The organism is Pseudomonas sp. NFX98 (genome assembly GCF_047784845.1).
In the GTDB taxonomy this organism is placed as follows: Bacteria; Pseudomonadota; Gammaproteobacteria; order Pseudomonadales; family Pseudomonadaceae; genus Aquipseudomonas.
Genome location: NZ_JBLNNF010000018.1, coordinates 36,682 through 60,251, shown reverse-complemented (window position 1 = coordinate 60,251; position 23,570 = coordinate 36,682). Strand labels below are relative to the sequence as shown.

General features: G+C 58.3%; 20 protein-coding genes and 1 pseudogene. 13 read left to right on the top strand and 8 right to left on the bottom strand.

Annotation, left to right across the window (positions count from 1 at the left end):
• Window positions 1-9: 9 nt before the first annotated feature.
• Genes ACM110_RS22640 through ACM110_RS22630 form a run of 3 tightly spaced genes read left to right on the top strand, consistent with a single transcriptional unit; the run spans window position 10 to window position 2,341 of the window.
• On the top strand, window positions 10-735 hold the full coding sequence (locus ACM110_RS22640; RefSeq protein ID WP_416129521.1) for a DUF484 family protein: 726 nt from the start codon (window positions 10-12) through the stop codon (window positions 733-735).
• 2 nt (window positions 736-737) lie between these two features.
• Window positions 738-1,637, top strand: a complete 900-nt coding sequence (xerC, locus tag ACM110_RS22635; protein ID WP_416129520.1) for a tyrosine recombinase XerC — start codon at window positions 738-740, stop codon at window positions 1,635-1,637.
• On the top strand, window positions 1,634-2,341 hold the full coding sequence (locus ACM110_RS22630) for an HAD family hydrolase (RefSeq protein ID WP_416129519.1): 708 nt from the start codon (window positions 1,634-1,636) through the stop codon (window positions 2,339-2,341). The genes xerC and ACM110_RS22630 overlap by 4 nt, the downstream gene beginning before the upstream one ends.
• Window positions 2,342-2,493: 152 nt before the next feature.
• On the opposite strand, the gene sutA is transcribed toward ACM110_RS22630, so the two are convergent.
• The 4 genes from sutA to glnK all read right to left on the bottom strand — a co-directional run bounded on the left by sutA (window position 2,494) and on the right by glnK (window position 5,271).
• Window positions 2,494-2,817 (bottom strand): transcriptional regulator SutA, encoded by a 324-nt coding sequence (gene sutA / locus ACM110_RS22625; RefSeq protein WP_416129518.1) that lies wholly within the window; start codon window positions 2,815-2,817, stop codon window positions 2,494-2,496.
• A 101-nt stretch (window positions 2,818-2,918) separates the two neighbouring features.
• The gene (locus ACM110_RS22620) at window positions 2,919-3,344 is read right to left on the bottom strand and encodes a secondary thiamine-phosphate synthase enzyme YjbQ (RefSeq protein ID WP_416129517.1); all 426 of its coding nucleotides are present in this window, start codon (window positions 3,342-3,344) and stop codon (window positions 2,919-2,921) included.
• Window positions 3,345-3,559: 215 nt separating this feature from the next.
• Window positions 3,560-4,897 (bottom strand): ammonium transporter, encoded by a 1,338-nt coding sequence (locus tag ACM110_RS22615; RefSeq protein ID WP_338583844.1) that lies wholly within the window; start codon window positions 4,895-4,897, stop codon window positions 3,560-3,562.
• Between the two features lie 35 nt (window positions 4,898-4,932).
• Window positions 4,933-5,271: a P-II family nitrogen regulator gene (gene glnK, locus ACM110_RS22610; protein WP_002555808.1), complete on the bottom strand. Its 339-nt coding sequence runs from the start codon at window positions 5,269-5,271 to the stop codon at window positions 4,933-4,935.
• Window positions 5,272-5,690: 419 nt separating this feature from the next.
• Here glnK and ACM110_RS22605 point away from each other — a divergent pair, with 419 nt between their 5' ends.
• Together ACM110_RS22605 and ACM110_RS22600 are read left to right on the top strand one after the other, a co-directional pair.
• Complete coding sequence (locus ACM110_RS22605) at window positions 5,691-5,951, top strand: accessory factor UbiK family protein (RefSeq protein WP_046038993.1); 261 nt, start codon at window positions 5,691-5,693, stop codon at window positions 5,949-5,951.
• Between the two features lie 380 nt (window positions 5,952-6,331).
• The gene (locus tag ACM110_RS22600; protein WP_416129516.1) at window positions 6,332-6,856 is read left to right on the top strand and encodes a Bro-N domain-containing protein; all 525 of its coding nucleotides are present in this window, start codon (window positions 6,332-6,334) and stop codon (window positions 6,854-6,856) included.
• Between the two features lie 11 nt (window positions 6,857-6,867).
• On the opposite strand, the gene ACM110_RS22595 is transcribed toward ACM110_RS22600, so the two are convergent.
• Window positions 6,868-7,131 carry a HigA family addiction module antitoxin gene (locus ACM110_RS22595; protein WP_416129515.1) on the bottom strand — a complete coding sequence of 88 codons (264 nt, stop codon included), beginning with the start codon at window positions 7,129-7,131 and terminating at the stop codon, window positions 6,868-6,870.
• 195 nt (window positions 7,132-7,326) lie between these two features.
• Between ACM110_RS22595 and ACM110_RS22590 the strand changes: the two genes are divergently transcribed.
• From ACM110_RS22590 to ACM110_RS22565, 6 genes and pseudogenes are all read left to right on the top strand, one after another.
• Window positions 7,327-7,533 carry a hypothetical protein gene (locus ACM110_RS22590; RefSeq protein ID WP_416129514.1) on the top strand — a complete coding sequence of 69 codons (207 nt, stop codon included), beginning with the start codon at window positions 7,327-7,329 and terminating at the stop codon, window positions 7,531-7,533.
• A 48-nt stretch (window positions 7,534-7,581) separates the two neighbouring features.
• Window positions 7,582-8,130 (top strand): annotated as a pseudogene (locus ACM110_RS22585) (ATP-binding protein); the annotation flags it as partial.
• A gap of 21 nt (window positions 8,131-8,151) precedes the next feature.
• A complete protein-coding gene (locus tag ACM110_RS22580) occupies window positions 8,152-8,805 on the top strand; it encodes a hypothetical protein (RefSeq protein WP_416129513.1) in 654 nt (217 codons plus the stop codon).
• A 516-nt stretch (window positions 8,806-9,321) separates the two neighbouring features.
• Window positions 9,322-11,247 carry an ATP-dependent nuclease gene (locus ACM110_RS22575; RefSeq protein ID WP_416129512.1) on the top strand — a complete coding sequence of 642 codons (1,926 nt, stop codon included), beginning with the start codon at window positions 9,322-9,324 and terminating at the stop codon, window positions 11,245-11,247.
• Window positions 11,244-12,932 (top strand): UvrD-helicase domain-containing protein, encoded by a 1,689-nt coding sequence (locus ACM110_RS22570; RefSeq protein ID WP_416129511.1) that lies wholly within the window; start codon window positions 11,244-11,246, stop codon window positions 12,930-12,932. The genes ACM110_RS22575 and ACM110_RS22570 overlap by 4 nt, the downstream gene beginning before the upstream one ends.
• A 316-nt stretch (window positions 12,933-13,248) precedes the next feature.
• Window positions 13,249-14,742 (top strand): YifB family Mg chelatase-like AAA ATPase, encoded by a 1,494-nt coding sequence (locus ACM110_RS22565; RefSeq protein ID WP_338583850.1) that lies wholly within the window; start codon window positions 13,249-13,251, stop codon window positions 14,740-14,742.
• A gap of 129 nt (window positions 14,743-14,871) precedes the next feature.
• Here ACM110_RS22565 and ACM110_RS22560 read toward each other — a convergent pair whose 3' ends face one another.
• Together ACM110_RS22560 and ACM110_RS22555 are read right to left on the bottom strand one after the other, a co-directional pair.
• Complete coding sequence (locus ACM110_RS22560; RefSeq protein ID WP_416129510.1) at window positions 14,872-16,848, bottom strand: methyl-accepting chemotaxis protein; 1,977 nt, start codon at window positions 16,846-16,848, stop codon at window positions 14,872-14,874.
• 184 nt (window positions 16,849-17,032) lie between these two features.
• Window positions 17,033-17,953 (bottom strand): LysR substrate-binding domain-containing protein, encoded by a 921-nt coding sequence (locus ACM110_RS22555; protein WP_416129509.1) that lies wholly within the window; start codon window positions 17,951-17,953, stop codon window positions 17,033-17,035.
• A 158-nt stretch (window positions 17,954-18,111) separates the two neighbouring features.
• On the opposite strand from ACM110_RS22555, the gene ACM110_RS22550 reads away from it, so the two are divergent.
• Window positions 18,112-19,509, top strand: coding sequence for a NorM family multidrug efflux MATE transporter (locus tag ACM110_RS22550; protein WP_416129508.1), 1,398 nt, complete (start codon window positions 18,112-18,114; stop codon window positions 19,507-19,509).
• Window positions 19,510-19,585: 76 nt separating this feature from the next.
• On the opposite strand, the gene ACM110_RS22545 is transcribed toward ACM110_RS22550, so the two are convergent.
• On the bottom strand, window positions 19,586-21,256 hold the full coding sequence (locus tag ACM110_RS22545; protein WP_416129507.1) for a putative bifunctional diguanylate cyclase/phosphodiesterase: 1,671 nt from the start codon (window positions 21,254-21,256) through the stop codon (window positions 19,586-19,588).
• A 264-nt stretch (window positions 21,257-21,520) separates the two neighbouring features.
• Here ACM110_RS22545 and rep point away from each other — a divergent pair, with 264 nt between their 5' ends.
• Complete coding sequence (rep, locus tag ACM110_RS22540) at window positions 21,521-23,530, top strand: DNA helicase Rep (protein ID WP_416129506.1); 2,010 nt, start codon at window positions 21,521-21,523, stop codon at window positions 23,528-23,530.
• Window positions 23,531-23,570 lie beyond the last annotated feature (40 nt).

The following is a 23,570-nucleotide window of genomic DNA, read 5'->3' as shown; positions in this document are numbered from 1 at the left end:
GCCAAAGCCATGACCGATAAGCCTCAGGTACCCGCACGACAAGCCGACGAATCAGCGTCCGAAAGCCTCGAGGCAGCGGCAATTGCCGCATACCTGGAGGCTCATCCGGACTTTTTCGTCGAGCACGAAGAACTGCTGCCGGCCTTGCGCATTCCTCACCGGCGCGGCGACACCGTGTCCCTGGTCGAACGGCAGATGACCATCCTGCGCGACCGCAACATCGAGTTGCGTCATCGCCTTTCGCACTTGATGGATGTTGCCCGCGACAACGATCGCCTCTTCGACAAGACCCGCCGCCTGATTCTCGCGCTGATGGATGCCACCAGCCTGGAAGACGTGGTGATCTGCGTCGAAGACAGCCTGCGCCAGGACTTCCAGGTGCCCTTCGTCAGCCTCATCCTGCTGGGTGATAATCCGACGCCTGTTGGCCGCTGGGTCACTCACGCCGAAGCACAAGTGGCGATTGGCGGCCTCTTGCAGGAGGACAAAAGCGTCAGTGGCAGCCTGCGCGAGCATGAGCTGGACTTCCTGTTCGGCGAAGAGCAGCGCAAGCAGATCGGCTCCACCGCCGTGGTCGCCATCAGTCATCAGGGCATTCACGGCATCCTGGCCATCGCCAGCCGTGACCCGCAGCATTACAAAAGCTCGGTGGGCACGCTGTTCCTGAGCTACATCGCCGAAGTCATGGGCCGCGTGCTGCCTCGGGTCAACAGCTCCCTGCGCTCGGTACGCTGATCATGGAACGGCAACTGGACGCTTATTGCGAACACCTGCGCAGTGAGCGCCAGGTGTCGCCCCACACGCTGTCGGCCTATCGCCGCGACCTCGACAAAGTGCTGGGCTGGTGCGTCAAACAGAACATCGGCAGCTGGACCGCACTGGACATCCAGCGCCTGCGCAGCCTGATCGCCCGCCTGCATGCCCAAGGCCAATCCTCGCGCAGCCTGGCGCGACTGCTGTCGGCGGTGCGCGGGCTCTATCATTACCTGAACCGCGAAGGCCTTTGCGATCACGACCCGGCCAACGGCCTGGCGCCACCCAAAGGTGAACGCCGCCTGCCGAAGACCCTCGACACCGACCGCGCGCTGCAACTGCTTGAAGGCGGGGTGGAGGATGATTTCCTGGCACGCCGGGATCAGGCGATTCTCGAACTGTTCTATTCCTCCGGGTTGCGCCTGTCAGAGCTGACCGGGCTCAATCTCGATCAACTGGACCTGGCGGACGGCATGGTCCAGGTGCTCGGTAAAGGCAGCAAGACCCGGCTGCTGCCGGTCGGCAAGAAGGCTCGCGAGGCATTGGAACAATGGCTGCCGCTGCGGGCCATGGCCAATCCGGCAGACGACGCGGTATTTATCAGCCAGCAAGGCCGACGTCTCGGCCCTCGGGCGATACAGGTGCGGGTCAAGGCTGCCGGCGAACGTGAACTGGGGCAGAACCTGCACCCGCACATGTTGCGGCATTCGTTCGCCAGTCATTTGCTGGAATCCTCGCAGGATCTGCGCGCCGTACAGGAACTGCTCGGCCACTCGGACATCAAGACCACGCAGATCTACACCCATCTGGACTTCCAGCACCTGGCCTCGGTCTACGACAGCGCCCATCCACGGGCCAAACGCATTAAGGGCGATGATTCATGAGTATTCAGTTGATCACCTTTGACCTCGACGACACCCTGTGGGACACCGCCCCGGTGATCGTCAGCGCCGAGGCCGTTTTGCGTGCATGGCTGACCGAGCATGCGCCCAACCTGGGAGCGGTGCCGGTAGAACATTTGTGGGCCATCCGCGAACGCATCCTGAGCATCGAGCCGAACCTCAAGCACCGCATCAGTGCCCTGCGCCGGCGCGTGCTGTTCCAGGCCCTGGAAGAAGCCGGTTACGCCCACGCGCAAGCGTCAGACCTGGCCGACCAGAGTTTCGAAGTGTTCCTGCATGCCCGGCACCAACTGGAAATCTTCCCCGAGGTGCAACCGACCCTGGAAGTGCTGGCCAACCACTACGCCCTCGGTGTGGTCACCAACGGCAATGCTGATGTGCGGCGCCTCGGGCTGGCGGACTACTTCAAGTTTGCGTTGTGCGCCGAAGACATCGGCATCGCCAAACCTGATGCGCGATTGTTTCATGAGGCGCTGCAACGTGGTGGCGCGACGCCGGAGACAGCTGTGCATATCGGCGATCATCCCGGCGACGATATTGCCGGGGCGCAGCAGGCTGGATTGCGCGCGATCTGGTTCAATCCGGCGGGCAAGGTCTGGGAGGCTGAGCGCTTGCCGGATGCGGAAATCCGCAGTTTGACCGAGTTGCCGGCGTTGTTGGCGCAGTGGAACGCACCCAAATATTGATGGTGTCCTGAAAAGATCGCAGCCTTCGGCAGCTCCTACAGGTGTACACATAACCTTGTAGGAGCTGCCGAAGGCTGCGATCTTTTGCTTTTGTTTCCGACATGAAAAAGCCCGCAGCGACGGCGGGCTTTTTCAGCAAGCGCGAAGCAGGCTCAGATAGGCCGGCTGCCGTACTTGTTGTCAGGCTTCTTGGGAGGATCGGCGACCACATTGGCCTCCACTTCCTGCACCTTGCCGCCTTTGGCCAAAAACTCTTCCATGGCCCGCGCGAGAGCATCGCGTTCCTTGTTCTTGGCTTCGACACTCGGCAGCTCATCGACCGATACCGCTGCCTTGGCCTTGCCTTTGGCGGTCGGAACGGGCGCATCACCGCCGTCGTCTTCAGCGACGTCTTCCGCCGCTGCTTCCAGGCCTTCTTCGGCCTCGTCTTCGTCGCCTACTTCGAGGTCGTCGTTTTCCAGATCATCGTCGCTCATGTTCTACCTCATGACTTGCGAAAAGCAGATTAGTTATAGCCCAGCTTTGCCTTCTGTCGAAGGCTGCCGGAAAAAAATCAATAGCTGCTGCTGACCAGCGGCTATGCCCCATCACCGTGCACGGTGGCGAGGACTTTACGGGCACCGCCATGATCACGGTGCTCGCCCAGATAAATGCCTTGCCAGGTCCCTAACGCCAGTCGGCCTGCCGAGATCGGCAAACTGAGCTGACAGCCAAGTACGCTGGCCTTGAAGTGCGCCGGGAGGTCGTCCAGGCCTTCGTCGTTATGCTCATAGCCGTCTGTTCCTTGTGGGATCAGACGATTGAAAAATCGTTCGAAGTCGCGACGTACCGCCGGATCGGCGTTCTCGTTGATGGTCAACGACGCCGAGGTATGCTGCAGCCACAAATGCAACAGACCAACCCGACACGCCTTGAGTTCAGGCAGGCCGGCGAGTAACTCGTCCGTTACCAGATGAAAGCCCCGGGGCCTCGCCCGCAGGGTTATCAGAGTCTGTTGCCACATACAGTTCTCCGCACGTTCGGGGCGCATTCTAGCGCGCTCTGGGAAAAAACAAAGGCCCTAATACTCCTTCTGTTTTGTAAGCCATCGGCGGCACAAAAACGCCCGTCGTAAACGGTCATAAACCTGTAAGAAAAAACCTTTCAGCCAACCTTTCAATGATAAATCGCGGACAAAAAAATGCCCGGCAAGCCGGGCAAGTTTTTTCGTGCGCGTGCTTACAAGTTGTAGCCGCGTTCGTTGTGAAGCGCCAGGTCGATGCCGACAGCCTCTTCTTCTTCGGTGATCCGCAGGCCCATGACAGCGTCCAGGACCTTGAGGATGATGTAAGTGACGATCGCGGTGTAGATCACCGTGAAGCCCACGCCTTTGCACTGAATCCACACTTGTGCGGCGATGTCGGTCACGGTGCCGAAGCCACCCAGCGACGGTGCAGCGAATACACCGGTCAGGATAGCGCCGAGGATACCGCCGATACCGTGCACGCCGAAGGCATCCAGGGAGTCGTCATAACCAAGTTTGCGTTTCAGGGTCGTGGCGCAGAAGAAGCACACCACGCCAGCGGCCAGGCCGATCACCAGTGCGCCCATCGGGCCAACGGTGCCGGCGGCCGGAGTGATGGCGACCAGACCGGCAACCACACCCGAAGCAATGCCCAGTGCGCTTGGCTTACCGTGGGTGATCCACTCGGCGAACATCCAGCCCAGTGCAGCAGCGGCGGTTGCGATCTGGGTCACCAGCATCGCCATGCCGGCGGTGCCGTTGGCGGCTGCGGCGGAACCGGCGTTGAAACCGAACCAGCCGATCCACAGCATGGCCGCGCCCATCAAGGTGTAACCGAGGTTGTGCGGCGCCATCGGGGTGGTCGGGAAGCCTTTGCGCTTGCCCAGTACCAGGCAGGCAATCAGACCGGCCACACCGGCGTTGATGTGCACTACGGTGCCACCGGCGAAGTCCAGCACGCCCCAGTCCCACATCAGGCCGCCGTTGCCGGACCAGACCATGTGCGCGATCGGCGCATAAACCAGGGTGAACCAGATGCCCATGAAGATCAGCATCGCGGAGAACTTCATCCGCTCGGCGAAGGCACCGACGATCAGCGCCGGGGTGATGATGGCGAAGGTCATCTGGAAGGTGATGAACACCGCTTCAGGGAACAGCGCCGCCGGGCCAGTAATGCTGGCTGGCGTGACACCGGCGAGGAAAGCCTTGCCCATGCCGCCGAAGAACGAGTTGAAGTTGACGACGCCCTGCTCCATGCCGGTGGTGTCGAACGCAATGCTGTAGCCATAAATGACCCACAGGATGCTGATCAGACCGGTAATGGCGAAGCACTGCATCATCACGGAAAGAATGTTTTTCGACCGAACCATGCCGCCGTAGAACAGCGCGAGGCCGGGAATGGTCATGAACAGCACGAGGGCTGTCGAGGTCAACATCCAGGCGGTATCGCCGGAGTTGAGGACTGGGGCCGCCACTTCGTCTGCCGCCAAAGCAAGGCTGGGCATTACGATGGACAACAGGGCTCCTAGCCCTGCGAATTTACGCAGAGTCATATTGTTTTCTCCTGGGGCGTTGGGTTTGTGGCGGCTTAGATTGCGTCGGTATCGGTTTCGCCGGTACGGATGCGAATCGCCTGTTCCAGATTGACCACGAAGATCTTGCCGTCACCGATCTTGCCGGTGTTGGCGGCCTTGGTTATCGCCTCGATAACCCGGTCGAGATCCTTGTCGTCAATGGCGACATCAATCTTCACCTTTGGCAGGAAATCGACCACGTACTCCGCGCCGCGATACAGCTCGGTGTGACCCTTCTGCCGACCGAAGCCTTTGACTTCAGTAACGGTAATGCCCTGCACGCCGATCTCGGACAACGACTCGCGCACGTCGTCCAACTTGAACGGCTTGATGATGGCAGTGACTAGCTTCATGAAAACTCTCTCCCGAATTGGTGGACTTGCCCCAGGAAAACAAACCCGTCTCAAGTCTAAGCGCAGTGCCTGGCTTTGTAACGCATCGTCGGCCCAAACCTGCCGGTCCGACGCCAGTTAACCGCTCCTTGCGAAACTCTCCCCCGTTTCGCTCGGCGCACTGCATTCGTCACAGCGACTGCATCAGTGCATGGGTCACTAGCGTCTAAGCAGAAAGCTTGCCATGTCGACAAAACTGACTGTTTTCAAGTGTTTACCGGGTGATGATGGAGACATCGCGACAACACCCTGCACGTTACGCACAACAACGGTGCGACACCGTCCGTCTCCATGCGCGAAAAGCGTGCACCTTCCGGCTGCGAAAATGACTATAGACACTGCGTGGTACACTGCCCGCCATTGTTTCCAGGACATTGCCCATGCTCGCGCCAAAAGATTTCCTCGACGCCCTCACCGGCACCGCCTCCCGCCTCTTCAGTGGCGACACCCCTCTGCCGAAAGCCGAAATAGAAAGCCAGTTCAAAATGTTGCTGCAGAGCGGCTTCAGCAAACTGGATCTGGTGAGTCGGGAAGAGTTCGATAGCCAGATGGTTGTATTGGCGCGCACTCGGGCGCGGCTGGAGAGCCTTGAGGCGAAGGTGGCGGAGTTGGAAGCGAAGCTGAATCCGCCGACCGAATAACTCATCAATCCTGATTTGAAACACAGCCCCCTGTAGAAGCTGCCGAAGGCTGCGATCTTTTGATCCTAAGCCCCGCAAAAATCCCGGCAACGTCCTACAAACATCACACCGCCGTCCGATTGCGTCGCTAAGTATCCGGTCTCTAAGCTCATCCCCCTGCTGAATGTTCAGCACTGGGTTTGGCGACCCGGAAGCTTAAGGCGTACGACTACTATCCGATGGCGGTATTTACTCCGCCACATCGAGTCATGGCGGTTGTGCGTGGGAGATCTTCGGGTCTGCCGGGTTCCTTTTGCTCCGGTTCGCCAACCCGCGTACAACTGCCACCCAATTGTTTGGCGACAATTACTGGCAGCCCTTAAGCAAAAGGAGCTGTATCAATGAATAGCGATGACGCTTACCTGGTCCCTCACGTCTTCAACCGCCACAAACTCCAACTCCATGCACTTCTCCTGCAAAACCAACCCTGGTTCAGTGCCCGCGACCTCGGCCGCCTCCTGCGCCTCTACCTCGACGAACGCGCCGTCCGAAAGCTCGACCCCGACCAGCGCCAAACCGTAAAAATGCTCATCCACGGCAGCATCGAAAACACCCTGCTGATCAGCGAATCCGGCGTCTATGCCATGCTCGTCTACCACTACTGCCCCGAATACCGTGGCTTGCGCGAATGGCTCACCCATGAAGTCATCCCCGCCCTGCGAGACGCTCAACACCCCACCACAACCGAACGCCCACAACTGAGCCTGCTCAATTGGCCGGAAATGTCGTTGAGCCTGCTGCACTGGAACAACCAGCCGTGGATTCGGCTGCAGGATGTGCCGCAGATGATGACTGAGCGGGCGCAGGCAAGACGCCCAGTAAAACCGTGGTGGAAGCGGGCTTCACGTGTCTTGCCGTCGCTTTGAATATTTAACGTTCAACCACGCTCGATACAGGCTGCGCGCAATTCGTAGGTCGATTGCAGATTCAGCCAGAAATCGGGTGTGGTGTTCAGGTGGATGGATAGCTTTTGCGCCAGACCAACACTGACACCGCTCCGCTGATTCACAACATCGCTTATTTCCGCCTCTGGCTCGTTCAGCGAGCGAGCCAGAGCATCGGTTGTAACGCCCAATGGCTTCAAAAACTCCTCGCTGAGAGTTTCGCCAGGATGAATCGGGCGCATCCCATTCCTGTTCATACACACCTCCTAAAACTGCATTCAGCGAGATCATAAGCAGCAACCTTCATCCGGCAAGACCATCCACGCTCTTTCACTGACGTCCTTCATCTTTCTCGGCACGGTCCTACAAAAAGCGGCTCTCCGGACTGATTGATTGGCTCGCACCCGTTCCTCTACGCTCCTCACCTTGATCTTCGATAGACGAGGTGTGCAATGAGCCCAAAAAAGCGAAAGGCGAAGCTACTACAAATTGCTGAGTTTCACGCCGAAGCACGTCGGCTGGCTGGAAATTTATCTGCCAATCAACGACGCGTTATTGAAGTCGGCTTCTTGCGTGGTAAAGAACTTGAGCCAAGTGGTTGGTTGGCCGGTGGCGCCCTGGTTCGCAACCGAATATCCCGTGAAAGTTTGCCCGCTTAACACCCCACCAATTTCCTTTCCATCATCCACAGCCGCGCCCAGATTGGCATGGATGCACCCGCTGCCATCATTGAAGTCCATCTGGCCACTGGTTTGCCGTCACTAACCATGGCCAGACTGGACGAGGCGGCATTGACGGCGCGCAAGGCCCAACGTTCGTTGGTGGTGCCGCGAGCCAATGCCGAGGATGCGTGCTTGGCATCGGGCTTGAAAGTGAGTGCGGGGGATCATTTGCTGAAGGTTATCGCGCACTTCAATCGGCATACGCCGATTGAGCCTTATGTTTCCAATGGCTTGCTCTACGCCAGTAAACCCTATCCCGATTTGAATGAGGTGCAGGGACAACTCGCGGCAAAACGTGCGCTGTTTATTGCTGCCTCAGGTGCCCACAGTCCGTTGCTCCGCAGGCCGCCGGTGACCGGAAAAACGCTGTTAGCCGATCGTCTGCCAGGGCTGCTGCCGTCGCTGGCCGAAAGTGAAGCGCTGGAGGTGGCGGCGATTCAATCGGTCACCTGTTGCGTACCATTGAGCCATTGGCCACAGCGGCCTTTTCGTCAGCCACATCATTCCGCGTCTGGGCCGGCGCTGGTCGACGGCCGCTGTAGGTTTGGGAATTAAATGCGACTGACTAACACGCGCGCCCTTCGCTACAGCATTAATGCCTTCGCCTATTCGCGAGAATATCAAGGTCTTTTCAGAGGGACGACCTTCGCTTGCGCCGGTCTGTCCAACACGTCGAATTTTAGACGTGTCACAATGATGGCCATTGATCCCTTTACAACCGTCATTCTGGCTCTGGATTCGTTCTTGTCTGAACTGCTCAAACTCAAAGAAAACGCGTTAGTCCCACACCCAGATGGCGGTTTTAGCTTTGGCACTATTCCCGACATGCCTAAATTCGGCTTGCCGGGAGGGGAGATCTACCTACGTGTAGGTGTTCACCGTCGAGTAAACAGCGGCTTTGGCGTAATACACGTGTGGGAAGCCCATAAGGGCGATCTGCTCAAACATGGTTGCCAGACTATCGACGGGGTAGCAACTCTTCTGTCGAAAATGATTGTTCCTGGAGCGCAGATCTACTGCGAATTCAAAGAACAACGTGGCGGAAACCGGATCGCAGTGTTGAGGACATCCATGGGAACACTGATCCTCGAGCCGAGACACGAACGCGTCACAGGCTTTGGTTACTACGTAGTGACTTGGTATCCGCAAAAGCGTGCACATGGCACGTTAGTCGGGCAGATGCCGCGAGCACTACAAAATCAGAAATAAAAAAAGGCGTCCAATGGACGCCTTTTCAGTATTTTTGAGGAGTAGTCGCAGCGATTCTTTAGCTCCCAGCCTCGCGACCTTGGGTTCAGAATCCGACAGGCTAGCCCGTCGTCACTACTTCAGAGAAACCAGCTTTCTCTGCTGCCAAAAATGCGGGGGGGCCTTTGCTGGTGCCCAGTCCCGACGAATGCGCAGTTGCAGTCCTCAAAAACGATGATCCGTTAATGCTGGCCTATAGTCAACACTTTCAGTGTAAATCCTCCTTGAAAACGCCCCATTTCAGGGCTATCCAAGCCACCACATATTGCTAGAAATGTTCCTCACTCCCGGCACCATTTCAGCCGTTTCATCCAGTACGCGATAGCTAAACGGCTAGCTCTACTGACCTGCAATTTTCGCTGATACTACTCACAAGGCGGTATGGCACTTTGACAGCAGCTATGGGAAATTAAGCGGCGGGCGGCTCGAATTGAAGCGAACCCATGGTGAATTTGGAAGGGATGGTCCAGTCGAGCTATGAAATTACAATCTATACGCCTGTCGAACTTTCAATCCTTTGGAGTGGAACCTACTGAGCTGGCTTTTGACAAAATCACCTATCTGATTGGTCCGAACGGCTCAGGTAAAACGGCTGCTCTACAGGCTCTATGCCGACTTTTCGCTTTCGATCCTTCACTGCGTCGCATCCAGCGTTCTGACTTCCATGTCCCCCACATTGAAGTTGAAGTACCGGAAGAGCGAAAGCTCTGGATAGAAGCCGACTTCCTTTTTCCCGAGCTGACCAAAGACGAAGACAACAGCACCGTTGCTCCCCATTTCGGGCACATGCGGCTTGATGAGCTAGATGGCATTCCTCGTGTTCGGTATCGCCTCGAAGCAACTATGGGCATAGATGGCGATATTGAAGAAAGCTTGGTGTATGTGCTCGATGTAGATACTGGTGGAACTCCGCTCAACACGGCGCAGGTTGCACGTCCAGAACGTAACCACATCCACGTGCACTACCTCCCAGCCAGACGCGATCCCGCAGACCATATCGCCTATGGCGCCAATGCATTACTCGGGCGTATTTTGCGTTCAGTGCAATGGGACAGTGAGCGATCCACCATCAAGGGACTCACTGATCAGATCAGTGAAAGCTTGTCCGCCAACCCTTGCATTGACACATTTAGCACCAGTCTCAGAGCTGTATGGGGCGAGCTGCATAAGGGCCGCTTCTTCACGGATCCAAAAATTACGTTCGTAGCCTCCGAAATCGAGTCTCTGCTTCGACATTTGTCCGTCTCCTTTTCCCCAGGACATGACGATAATCTCGTTGACTTTGCCCGCCTGAGCGACGGCCAGAAGTCGATGCTCTATCTGTCGTTGGTTCTGTCATCCCAGGCAATTGGACGGGCAGTCTTGTCTGGAGAGAATACGTCTTTCGACCCCGACAGATTGCGGCCACCTGTTTTCACCCTTATTGCCGTTGAGGAGCCTGAGAACAGTCTTTCTCCCCATTACTTGGGCCGTATCGTCAATGCATTGAACTCAATGGTGAAGCATCCCGATGCACAGGCGTTGATAGCTACGCATGCGCCATCCATGCTACGCAGAGTGGAGCCGGAACACATTCGCTACCTCCGTCTAACGGAAGCCCGGCAAACGCGAGTCTCATGTATCACGCTTCCTGAGAAGACTGACGATGCTCACAAGTATGTGCGAGAGGCCGTCCAAGCATTTCCGGAAGTCTATTTTTCCCGGTTGGTCGTCTTGGGTGAAGGAGATAGTGAAGAGATCGTTTTACCCCGCCTGCTGCGCGCAAAAGGCACACCGGTGGATGAATCAGCGATCACGATCGCGCCACTGGGTGGCAGACATGTGAATCACTTCTGGCGCTTGCTGTCAGCGCTGAAAATCCCTTACGTGACTCTCTTGGATCTAGATGTTGCTCGTTACGCGGCCGGATGGGGGCGGATAAAATATGTGAACGATCAGTTCGCCAAGTTCGAGCCGGCAAAGGTACTTTCCGATCTAGTGACAATTCCGAAGTGGGATGATGACGCGAAGCCTTTGCGCACCCATCATTATTTTGGTGAGGACAAAAAGGACTTCTTCGCCGCATTACAAGAGCGTGGTGTTTTCTTCTCTTTCCCGATGGATCTGGATTTTGCATTGCTTATTGCGTACCCAGATGCCTACCAGGTGGTCAAAGAAAATCCAGATGCCCAGACCATCAAAGCGGTCTTGGGGAAGAGCCATCACAACTCAGCCCAATACACCCCTGAAGAGCTGAAATTATTTGGCACATATCATCAAAGCTTCAAGCTAGGCAGCAAGCCAGCAGCACACCTTGAGGCGCTGGCCAAGCTAACCGATGATCAATTGCTTGCTGGAATGCCTAGGTCACTCAATGACTTGGCCGATGCTGTCATCGTTATGCTTGAGGAGATTCCTGAGTGATCTCCATTGAATCGTGGCAACCAGCAGACGGCCTGACGCTCGAACCTAATGCGTCCCTCGCTGCGCGGGAACAAGAGCGCTGTCTGGCCCTTACCGCAGGCCCTGGGGCGGGCAAGACAGAAATGCTCGCTCAGCGCGCAGACTTCTTATTAAGAACCGGCACCTGTCGGTATCCAAAGCGGATTTTGGCAATCTCCTTCAAGGTAGATGCGAGTAAAAATCTCAAGGAGCGTGTTCAGCGGCGTTGCGGGACCGACCTTTCGTCACGCTTCGATAGCCACACGTTCCACGCCTTCGCAAAACGTATCATCGATAGATTTCGGCCCGTGCTTACAGGTAACGACTGTCTCGATCCTGGCTACAAAATCGGTGACAGAAAAATTAGCCGTAAGCAGATCGAATTCGAAAATCTCGTTCCACTGGCTATTCAGATACTCCAGAAATCCGCCATAGCGCGAAATGCGATTCGCCAAACTTATAGCGATGTCTTCCTGGATGAATTCCAGGACTGCACTGATCACCAATACCAGCTGATTAAGACTGCATTCAAGGGCACGTCTATTCGACTGACAGCGGTTGGAGATACCAAGCAGAAAATTATGGGTTGGGCAGGCGCACTTGATGGCATTTTTAAGACATTTGCCGAAGACTTCAATGCAATCCCCCTCAATATGTACCGCAACTTTCGTTCAAAACCCCGCTTGCTGCGGATGCAGAACGAGATTATCCGAGTGCTTGACCCAGCTTCGGTCATGACTGACGACCAGCTTGAGGGTGAGGAAGGAGAGGTTTTTGCCTACCGATATGAAAATAGCCAGATAGAAGCTGAGAGCCTGGCAGATCTGATTTCTGAATGGGTCCGCAAAGAGTCCGTACCTATTTCGGAAATTGCCATTCTGGTTTCAAAAATGCTGGACCAATACGCCAATCATTTAATGAATGCGTTGGAGGCCCGAGGCATCCCTTACCGAAATGAACAGCAAATGCAGGACATCACCGTGGAGCCTGCTGCACGTTTGGTTGTGGACTACCTATCGTGCATTTATGGCGAACGCGAGCCCAAGGCGTGGATCAGACTGATGGGCCAGTTGATTCCATACGCCGATGACGAATTACAGGCCAATGTACGACAGGACCTAGGCCGATTCATCAAAGCACAGCGCAAGAATGTTGCAATAGCTGACTTACTTGGTGAACCATTCGAAGGGTGGTGGGAAACAGTTAAGGCGTTTCTAAAGCATATCGGTTTAGAGACGCTGTCTGCGCTCTCCCCCGACTATGAAACACAGGATCGACTAAGGGAGGTATTGCGTGACACAAAAGCCCGTATTCAAGATTTGCTCAAGCTTGAACCTGACCTTCCCAAGGCATTGGTGCGCTTCTCTGACGACCAAGCAGTCAGAATATTAACCATCCATAAAAGCAAAGGATTGGAGTTCGATTCTGTCATCATCATGGCCGTAGACAATGAGATTTTCTTCGGCGATATGGACGCGAATCGGTGTGCTTTTTTTGTAGGAGTCTCGCGCGCGAAGAGGCGCTTGGTTCTCACATACGCTGATGTACGGGAAAAACCAGAAGGATATGCTAAACGGTGGAATGTCCATCGAACTGAGCAGACGGAGTTTTTCTCCTACAGCACGCCTTTCGTGACCCCAACACTGCCCACTAGATTCGGAACCTAGCTGTCGACGTTCGAAATAGAAGGACTGCATACGGGACAGATCTATTTAAAGCGTGTGCGATATTTGCATCGACGATGAAACATGCATAACTTCAACACACGCGAGTGAGTCCACTGAGGGTGCGCAGGCCTTGGCTTCACCAAATCCTGAAATCAAAAAAACCGTCTTCTCAAGGCGGTTTTTTCGCCGACCTTTTGCCAAGACATTCGCAACATCCAGTGAAAATTTGCCTGCATAACCACTCCACCAACCCCCTTTCTCCCATCTACCCTTCAGAAACCGCAGGAAGCGGCCCCGTTTACCTCAAGGAACGACCATGTCCCTCTCCATCGTCCACAGCCGCGCCCAGGTCGGCGTGGAGGCGCCTGCCGTTACTGTTGAAGTCCATCTGGCCAATGGCTTGCCGTCGCTGACCATGGTCGGCCTGCCTGAGGCGGCGGTGAAGGAGAGCAAGGATCGGGTGCGCAGTGCGATCATCAATTCGGGGCTGCAATTTCCGGCGCGGCGGATCACCTTGAATCTGGCGCCGGCGGATCTGCCCAAGGATGGTGGACGGTTCGATCTGGCGATTGCGTTGGGGATTCTTTCCGCCAGTGTTCAGGTGCCGACACTGACGCTCGATGATGTGGAATGTTTGGGTGAGTTGGCACTGTCGGGCGCGGTGCGGGCAGTACGCGGTGTGTTGCCGGCGGCGTTGGCGGCGCGCAAGGCCGGGCGTTCGTTGATGGTGCCGCGGGCGAATGCCGAGGAGGCGTGCCTGGCATCAGGGTTGAAGGTGATTGCAGTGGACCATTTGCTGGAAGCCGTGGCCCATTTCAATGGGCACACGCCGGTTGAGCCGTATGTTTCCGATGGCTTGATGCATGCCAGCAAACCTTATCCGGACCTGAGTGAAGTGCAGGGCCAGCAAGCCGCCAAACGCGCATTGCTGATTGCGGCGGCGGGTGCGCATAACCTGTTGTTCAGTGGGCCGCCCGGTACGGGCAAAACGTTGCTGGCGAGTCGCCTGCCAGGGCTGTTGCCTCCGCTTGCCGAATGCGAAGCGCTGGAAGTGGCGGCAATCCAGTCGGTCGCCAGTTGCGTACCGTTGACCCATTGGCCGCAACGTCCGTTTCGCCAGCCACATCACTCCGCCTCAGGCCCGGCCTTGGTGGGGGGCAGCTCCAAGCCCCAACCCGGCGAAATTACCCTGGCCCATCACGGTGTGCTGTTCCTCGATGAACTGCCGGAATTTGATCGAAAGGTGTTGGAGGTACTCAGGGAGCCACTGGAGTCTGGGCATATCGTGATTTCCCGGGCCAAGGACCGCGTTCGGTTTCCGGCGCGTTTTCAGTTGGTCGCAGCCATGAACCCGTGTCCCTGTGGATATCTTGGCGAGCCAAGCGGCAAGTGTTCTTGCACCCCGGACATGGTGCAGCGGTACCGTAACAAGCTGTCGGGACCGTTACTGGACCGGATTGATTTGCACCTGACGGTTGCGCGCGAAGCGACGGCGTTGAACCCGACGCCGAAACCAGGTGAAGACAGCGCCAGCGCGGCAGCGCTGGTAGCCGACGCTCGTGAACGGCAACAGAAGCGCCAGGGCTGCGCGAATGCCTTCCTGGATTTACCGGGGCTACGTCGGCACTGCAAGTTATCCACAGTGGATGAGCACTGGCTGGAAACGGCGTGTGAACGATTGACGCTGTCGTTGCGTTCGGCGCATCGGCTGCTCAAGGTGGCGCGAACACTGGCGGATCTTGAGCAGGTAGACGGGATCACGCGGGAGCATCTGGCCGAGGCGTTGCAGTATCGGCCGGCTACGCAGTAAGAATAGAGATCGGGGCGCCCCTATCGCGAGCAGGCTCACTCCTACAGTGGATCGGTGAACACCCGAGATCAACTGTAGGAGCGAGCCTGTTCCGGGCGCCGTTCCGACGATGGCTATTTCAAAGGCGCCTCAACGGAAGCGGTCAACCTCGGAACGCAAATCTGCCGCCAGCTTCTCCAGCTCTTTGGCGGTAACCGCCAGGTTGGAAACCACTTCGCGCTGCTCGCTGTTCGCCAGGGCGATGCTTTGCAGGTTGCTGCTGAGCAAGGTCGCGGTGCTGCTCTGTTCCTGGGTGGCGGTGGTGATTGCGGCGAATTGCTGACCGGCCGAACGGCTTTGCTCGTCGATTCGCGCGAGCGCCGAAGCGACATTGGCGTTACGCGAAAGGCCTTCCTGCATCAGCACATTGCCCTGTTCCATGGTGCTGATGGCGTTGCCGGTTTCCTGCTGAATGCTTTGGATCATGCCGGAGATTTCGTCCGTCGCCTGGCGGGTACGCGATGCAAGATTGCGGACCTCGTCCGCCACCACCGCAAAACCGCGACCCTGCTCGCCGGCACGGGCGGCTTCAATTGCGGCGTTCAGCGCCAGCAGGTTGGTCTGTTCGGCGATCGAGGTAATCACACCGACGATGCCACCGATTTCCTGGGAACGCTGGCCTAGGGTGTTGATCACGGTCGCGGTGCTGTTCAATGCGCCGGCGATTTGCTCCAGCGACGAGGACGCTTCGTCCATCGACGTACGACCGATCTGCGTTTGCTGTGCGTTTTCCTGGGCCAGACGCTGAGTGCTGCCCATGTTGTCGGCGATGTTCAGGGACGTGGCGCTGAACTCTTCCACGGCACCGGCCATGCTGGTGATTTCGCCCGACTGCTGTTCCATGCCTTCGTAAGCGCCGCCGGACAAGCCGGACAAGGCCTGGGCGCGGCTGTTGACCTCCATCGAGGCGTTGCGGATGTGCTCGACCATGGTCGACAGTGCCTGGCTCATCTGGTTGAAGGCACGGGCCAGTTGGCCGATTTCGTCGTTGCTCGACACGCTCAGGCGCACGCTCAGATCACCGGCGCCCAAGGCTTCAGCCTGACGCACCAGATCACCCAGTGGCGCGAGTTTGCTGCGCAACAGCCAGACTGCCGAACCCACCGCCAGCAACATCGCCAACAGGCTGCCGATAGCCAACTGAATGCCGACGCTCCAGGTCACGGCGCTGATTTCGGATTTCGGCATGCTCGCCACCACCGACCACGGCCCGTCCTGGAACGGCACGGCGATGCTGTAGAAATCTTCCGCCTTGTCGCTCCAGAAATCGCCCTTGCCCGGGTTTTTCGCCAGCGCGTTGATGGCCGGGACGGCTTGGTCCAGCGCCTCTACGCCAGCAATCGGCACCAGCCATTTGTTCTGCTCATCCAGCAGCGCAAGGGAGCCGGTCTGGCCGATGCGGAAGCGCTTGAGGTTTTCGAACTGGGCTTTCTGCGCGTCGGTGTAATCGAAACCGACGTACAACACCGCAATGACCTTGCCACTGCTGTCGCGCACCGGGGTGTACTGCGACATGTAGAAGCGTTCAAACAGCAGCGATCGACCCACGAAGCTCTGCCCCGCCATCAATCGGGCGTAAGCCGGGTTCGCGTGATCGAGCACAGTACCGATGGCGCGGTTGCCGTCTTGTTTGGTGACGTTTGTGCTGACTCGAATGAAGTCTTCACCGCTGCGCACAAATACCGTGGCCACACCCGCGGTCATCTGCTTGAATTCGTCCACTTCCTTGAAGTTGTTGTTGAGCACCACGTTGCCCAGGTGCAGGCCCGGCGTCTGCGTGCCTGCCACAACCACCGGCTCGTCCGCGTGCACGCTCAGCCCACTGCTGAAGCGCGTCTCGAACAACCCCGCCAGGCGCTGGGTGCTTTCACGCAATGTGCTGTGAAAGGTGCTCAGCTGATCGGCCAGCAGCCGGGCTTCACTCGCCAGATGCTCTTCGCGGGTGGCGAGGTTGGCCGAGTCCAGCGAACGCAGGGCGAACAGAGTACTGCCGGTGATGACAATCGCCAGAATCACGGCGAGCGCAAGACCAAGCTGTGAGGCGATCCGGGCACGAGGTTGAGACATGACAGCTCCTGGCCGAGCAATCGGATCATCCTGATCGCGACGCACACTCAGCAAATTTCTAATAATGGGGATAGCGTCGAACCTGCACGAAGGTCCTACGTGAAGATTTTCGGCGGCGAACGGCAATACTTGAGCAGCGAGGCAGGATATGGCTCAAAGCCGCTATTGCAGCGGCTTCATCGTTTCAGCTCAGGTGCACGACATCCGGCAATTCCATCGCCCGGACTTCGCCTTGCAGGAAGTCGCTGAGCCGACGCATGCGCTCGCCGCCAGGGCGGGTTTTCGGCCACACCAGGTAATACTTTTCGCCGCTGGCGACGGCGGTCGGCCATGGCAGGCTCAAGCGCCCTTGCGCCACGTCTTCCGCCACCATCAGCAGATCGCCCATCGACACGCCATAGCCTCGGGCCGCAGCGATCATGCCCAGTTCCAGCGTGTCGAACACCTGCCCGCCCTTGAGCGACACCTGATCCGCCAGGCCCATGCGCTCCAGCCAGTTGCGCCAGTCGCGCCGGTCCGGGGTCGGGTGCAGCAGTTCGGTGTTGGCCAGGCGCGTGACGTCCCATGGCTGGTCGTCGCGCAAGTTGGGCGCGCCCACCGGAATCAATTCCTCGGGAAACAGGAAGCTCGCCTCCCAGTCCGGCGGGAAATGGCCGTTGCTCAACAACACAGCACAGTCGAACGGCTCATCGTTGAAATCCACCGAGTCGATATCCATCCAGGCGCTGGTCAATTGCACCTCGTTGCCCGGCTGCAAATGGCGGAAGCGGCTGAGGCGCGCCAGCAACCAGCGCATGGTCAAAGTCGACGGGGCTTTCATGCGCAGGATGTCATCTTCGGCGCGCAAGGTATTGCAGGCGCGTTCCAGGGCGGTGAAGCCTTCGCGAATGCCCGGTAACAGCAAGCGCGCCGACTCGGTTAGCTGCAAGTTACGGCCACTGCGGTGAAACAAGCGGCAGGCAAAATGCTCCTCGAGGGTACGAATATGCCGACTGACCGCACTTTGGGTAATCGACAGTTCTTCGGCGGCGCGGGTGAACGAACTGTGTCGCGCCGCCGCTTCGAATGCGCGCAGGGCATACAAGGGAGGAAGACGACGTGACATTCAGAAAGCTCCTATAGCGGGATCGAGTCACCCTACCAGAAACTCTCCAGCATGAGTTTGAATCATGCCACCCATCCTTTTTATCCCTTTGTGCAAACGCACCAGAGCGCCGAGAATCGGTGCTTTCCTGTTCTCTTTGAAAATCGAGCGTGATGACCATGCAGCATCCAGCACGTATTGAACTCTGGGCCATCCTGCGGCTGTCGGGGCCGTTGATTGCCTCGCAGTTGGCGCACATGCTGATGGTCCTCACCGACACCTTGATGATGGCGCGCCTGAGTCCCGAAGCGCTGGCCGGTGGCGGACTTGGCGCAGCGACCTATTCGTTCGTGTCGATTTTCTGCATCGGCGTGATCGCGGCCGTCGGCACCTTGGTGGCGATCCGTCAGGGCGCGGGCGATATTCTTGGCGCGGCCCGGTTGACCCAGGCCGGGGTGTGGCTGGCGTGGTTGATGGCGTTGGGTGGCGGGCTGCTGCTGTGGAACCTCAAACCGGTTCTGCTGTTGTTCGGCCAGACGGAAAGCAACGTCCAGGCCGCCGGGCAATTCCTGATCTTCTTGCCCTTCGCCCTGCCCGGCTACCTGAGCTTCATGGCCTTGCGTGGCTTCACCAGTGCCATCGGCCGTGCAACGCCAGTGATGGTCATCAGCCTGGGCGGCACGGTGGCCAACTTCCTGCTCAATTACGCGTTGATCACCGGCATGTTCGGCCTGCCGAAACTCGGCTTGATGGGCATCGGCCTGGTCACCGCAATCGTGGCCAACCTCATGGCACTGGCGCTGGCGTGGCACATTCGCCGGCACCCGGCTTACGACGCCTATCCGCTGCGCGCGGGGCTGCTGCGGCTCAACCGGCAGTACTTGAAAGAACTGTGGCGCCTGGGCCTGCCAATTGGCGGCACCTACGCGGTGGAAGTCGGGCTGTTTGCCTTCGCGGCGCTGTGCATGGGCACCATGGGCAGTACGCAACTGGCGGCGCACCAGATCGCCCTGCAAATCGTCTCGGTGGCGTTCATGGTCCCGGCGGGCATTTCCTACGCGATCACCATGCGCATCGGCCAGCATTACGGCGCCGGGCAACTGCTGGATGCGCGACTGGCCGGACGGGTCGGCATCGCCTTCGGTGCGGTGGCGATGCTGTGCTTCGCGATGGTGTTCTGGTTGCTGCCGAATCAATTGATCGGTCTGTTCCTCGATCACAACGATCCGGCGTTTCGCGAAGTCATCAACCTGGCCGTGAGCCTGCTGGCGGTGGCGGCATGGTTCGAACTGTTCGACGGGACGCAAACCATCGCCATGGGCTGCATTCGCGGGCTCAAGGATGCCAAGACCACGTTCCTGGTTGGCCTGGCCTGCTATTGGCTGATCGGCGCACCGGCGGCGTGGTGGATGGCGTTCCACTTGAACTGGGGGCCGACGGGTGTCTGGTGGGGGTTGGCGCTGGGGCTGGCATGCTCGGCGGTGAGCCTGACGCTGGCGTTTGAGTGGAAGATGAAGCGGATGATTCGGCGGGAGCCTTCGGCACGAGGCAGTTTTCGGGTGATTCAGCCGGATTAGGATCAAAAGATCGCAGCCTGCGGCAGCTTCCATTGGAATGCATAACCCTGTAGGAGCTGCCGCAGGCTGCGATCTTTTAAATGGCCTCGACGATGCTCTGCTCGCCGGAACCAAACATCAGATAATCCACCAGCTCCGCCAGCGGCAGCGGTTTGCTGATCAGGTAGCCCTGCACCTGATCGCAATCGAAGCCGCGCAACAGGTCCATCTGCTCCGGCGTTTCCACGCCTTCAGCGACGACCTCAAGGTTGAGGTTATGCGCCAGGTTGATCATCGCGTGGACCAGTTTGCGGTTCTCTTCGCGTTGCTCCATGCCACCGACAAAGCTTTTGTCGATCTTCAGCAAGGTGATCGGCAGGCTGTTGAGGTGCACGAACGAAGAGAACCCGGTACCGAAGTCGTCGAGGGAAAAGCGCACACCCAGGCGCCCGAGGGCGTCCATGGTCTGCTTGACCAGGTCGCTGCGGCGCATGACTGCGGTTTCGGTCAGTTCGAATTCCAGCCACTGCGCCTCGACGCCGCGTTCGGCAATCAACCGGCTCAGGGTCGACAGCAACTGGCTGTCCTGGAATTGGCGGAACGACAGGTTGATCGCCATGTGCAGCGGCGGCAAGCCTAGTTCCAGCAACGCCTGCATGTCACGCAAGGCCCGGGAAATCACCCAGTAACCCAGCGGCACGATCAAACCGCTTTGCTCGGCCAGCGGCACGAATTCGCTCGGAGGTAACAAGCCACGCTCGGCATGACGCCAGCGCACCAAGGCTTCGAGGCCGACAATCTGCCCGTCTTCGAGGTTCAGGCGTGGCTGGTAATGCAGTTCCAGTTCGTCACGGCGCAATGCCCGGCGCAGCTCGGTTTCGAGGTCGGCGATGCTGCGGGCATTGCGGTTGATGCGTTCGTTGAAGATGTGAAAGGTGCAGCCCTGGGTGCTCTTGGCCTGCTGCATGGCGATGTGTGCGTGCCACATCAGCGGGTCGGCGCCGGCCTGGGCGCGGGCGTGGGCGATGCCCAGGCTGGACCCGATCAGCAGGCTCTCGCCGTCGACCCAATAGGGCTCGGCCAACGCTTCGGTGATGCGCTCGGCCATCCATTCGGCGCGCTGCGGGGCGCGACGGGTGTCGATGAGCAAGGCGAATTCGTCGCTGCCCAGCCGTGCCAATTGATCACCGGCCTCCAGCTGACTCTTGAGCCGCGCAACCACTTGCAGGATCAGGCGGTCACCGGCCTGGTGGCCGAGGGCATCGTTGGCGTAGCGGAAGTTGTCGAGGTCGAGATGACCGAGGGCCAGGCCGCGACCGTCGTTTTCCGCCAATCGTGCCGTCAGCAAGGTCTGGAACCCCTGGCGGTTGGCGATGCCCGTGAGCGGATCTTGCTCGGCCAGGCGTTGCAGGGTGGTTTCCAGCACGCCGCGCTCACGCACATGGCGCAGGCAACGGCGCAGCATGCCCGGGTCGAGATGATCGCGGACCAGCCAGTCGCTTACACCATCGGGCGGGGTCAGCGGCTCATGTTCGAGCAGCAACACCGTCGGCAGACAGCAACGGCCCGGCGCCGGCTGAAGGGCCGGGATCGTCAACAACACCGCACTGCGGTTGTCATCGAACAGACTGCTGACCGACTCCCAACTCGGCGCGCTGATGAGCACGGCCGAGCTCCCCATCGGAGCCAGACACTCGCGCAACAACGCTGCCCACGCTGGCTCTTCGGCCAGTAGCAGCAAACGCAAGGGTTCGACAGGCGTAGACAAGCTAGCTCCCTAGACTCTGCAAAGATGTAGGCGACGGGCATTATGCCGTGCTGATAACCAATGACCAATGACATCAGTTATCAAACGAGGCCTTTGTATCCGGAATTACGAACTTTAGACGCAAATCCGTTGCGCATCCTGCGTGAAAGTAACAAAACCGGCAATTAGAGATCGCGTTGTACGTCACAAGTCGGAGAGAGCAGCACAAATTGCTGAGCCTGTTAAAATGCCGGCCCATTTCGTGACTGACTCCTGAATTTACCTATGTCCCGACTCAATCCCCGGCAGCAAGAAGCCGTGAGCTACGTCGGCGGCCCTCTTTTGGTGCTCGCCGGTGCAGGCTCCGGCAAGACCAGCGTGATCACGCGCAAGATTGCGCACCTGATCCAGAACTGCGGCATCCGCGCCCAGTACATCGTCGCCATGACCTTCACCAACAAGGCCGCGCGCGAGATGAAGGAACGGGTCGGCACCCTGCTGCGCGCCGGTGAAGGTCGTGGCTTGACGGTGTGCACCTTCCACAACCTGGGCCTCAACATCATCCGCAAGGAACACGTGCGGCTGGGCTACAAACCGGGCTTCTCGATCTTCGACGAGACCGACGTCAAGGCCCTGATGACCGACATCATGCAGAAGGAATACTCGGGCGACGACGGCGTCGACGAGATCAAGAACATGATCGGCGCCTGGAAAAACGAACTGATCCTGCCGGCCCAGGCCCTGGAAAACGCGCGCAATCCCAAGGAACAGACCGCGGCCATCGTCTACACCCACTACCAACGCACGCTCAAGGCGTTCAACGCGGTGGACTTCGACGATCTGATCCTGCTGCCGGTGAAGCTGTTCGAAGAACACGCCGACATCCTGGAAAAGTGGCAGAACAAGGTGCGCTACCTGCTGGTGGACGAATACCAGGACACCAACGCCAGCCAATATCTGCTGGTGAAAATGCTCATCGGCAAACGCAACCAGTTCACCGTGGTGGGCGACGACGACCAGTCGATCTACGCCTGGCGCGGCGCACGGCCGGAAAACCTGATGCTGCTCAAGGACGACTACCCGTCCCTGAAAGTGGTGATGCTGGAGCAGAACTACCGCTCCACCAGCCGCATCCTGCGCTGCGCCAACGTGCTGATCTCGAACAACCCGCACGAATTCGAAAAGCAGCTGTGGAGTGAAATGGGCCACGGCGACGAGATCCGCGTGATCCGTTGCCGCAATGAAGACGCGGAAGCCGAGCGCGTGGCCATGGAAATCCTCAGCCTGCACTTGCGCACCGACCGGCCTTACAGCGATTTCGCGATCCTCTATCGCGGTAACTACCAGGCCAAGCTGATCGAGCTGAAATTGCAGCACCATCAAGTGCCGTATCGCCTGTCCGGCGGCAACAGCTTCTTCGGCCGCCAGGAAGTGAAAGACCTGATGGCCTACTTCCGCCTGATCGTGAACCCGGACGACGACAACGCCTTCCTGCGGGTGATCAACGTGCCGCGTCGGGAAATCGGTTCGACCACGCTGGAAAAACTCGGCAACTATGCGACCGAGCGCAAGATCTCGATGTACGCCGCCACCGACGAAATCGGCCTGGGCGAGCATCTCGACAGCCGTTTCACCGATCGCCTGTCACGCTTCAAGCGCTTCATGGACCGGGTGCGCGAGCAGTGCGCGGGCGAAGACCCGATCTCGGCGCTGCGCAGCATGGTCATGGACATCGACTACGAGAACTGGCTACGCACCAACAGCTCCAGCGACAAAGCCGCGGACTACCGCATGGGCAACGTCTGGTTCCTGATCGAGGCGTTGAAAAACACCCTTGAGAAAGACGAAGAAGGCGAGATGACCGTCGAGGATGCCATCGGCAAACTCGTCCTGCGCGACATGCTGGAACGTCAGCAGGAAGAGGAAGACGGCGCCGAAGGCGTGCAGATGATGACCTTGCACGCCTCCAAGGGCCTGGAATTTCCGTACGTGTTCATCATGGGCATGGAAGAGGAAATCCTCCCGCATCGCTCCAGCATCGAAGCCGACACCATCGAAGAAGAACGCCGCCTGGCCTACGTGGGCATTACCCGCGCGCGTCAGACCCTGGCCTTCACCTTCGCCGCCAAGCGCAAGCAATACGGCGAAATCATCGATTGCGCGCCGAGCCGCTTCCTCGATGAGCTGCCACCGGACGATCTGGCCTGGGAAGGCAACGACGACACGCCGCCCGAAGTCAAAGCCGTACGCGGCAACACAGCATTGGCAGATATACGCGCGATGTTAAAGCGCTAGAATTGACCACTTTTTTTAAAACCTTAGGGCGCACAAAGCG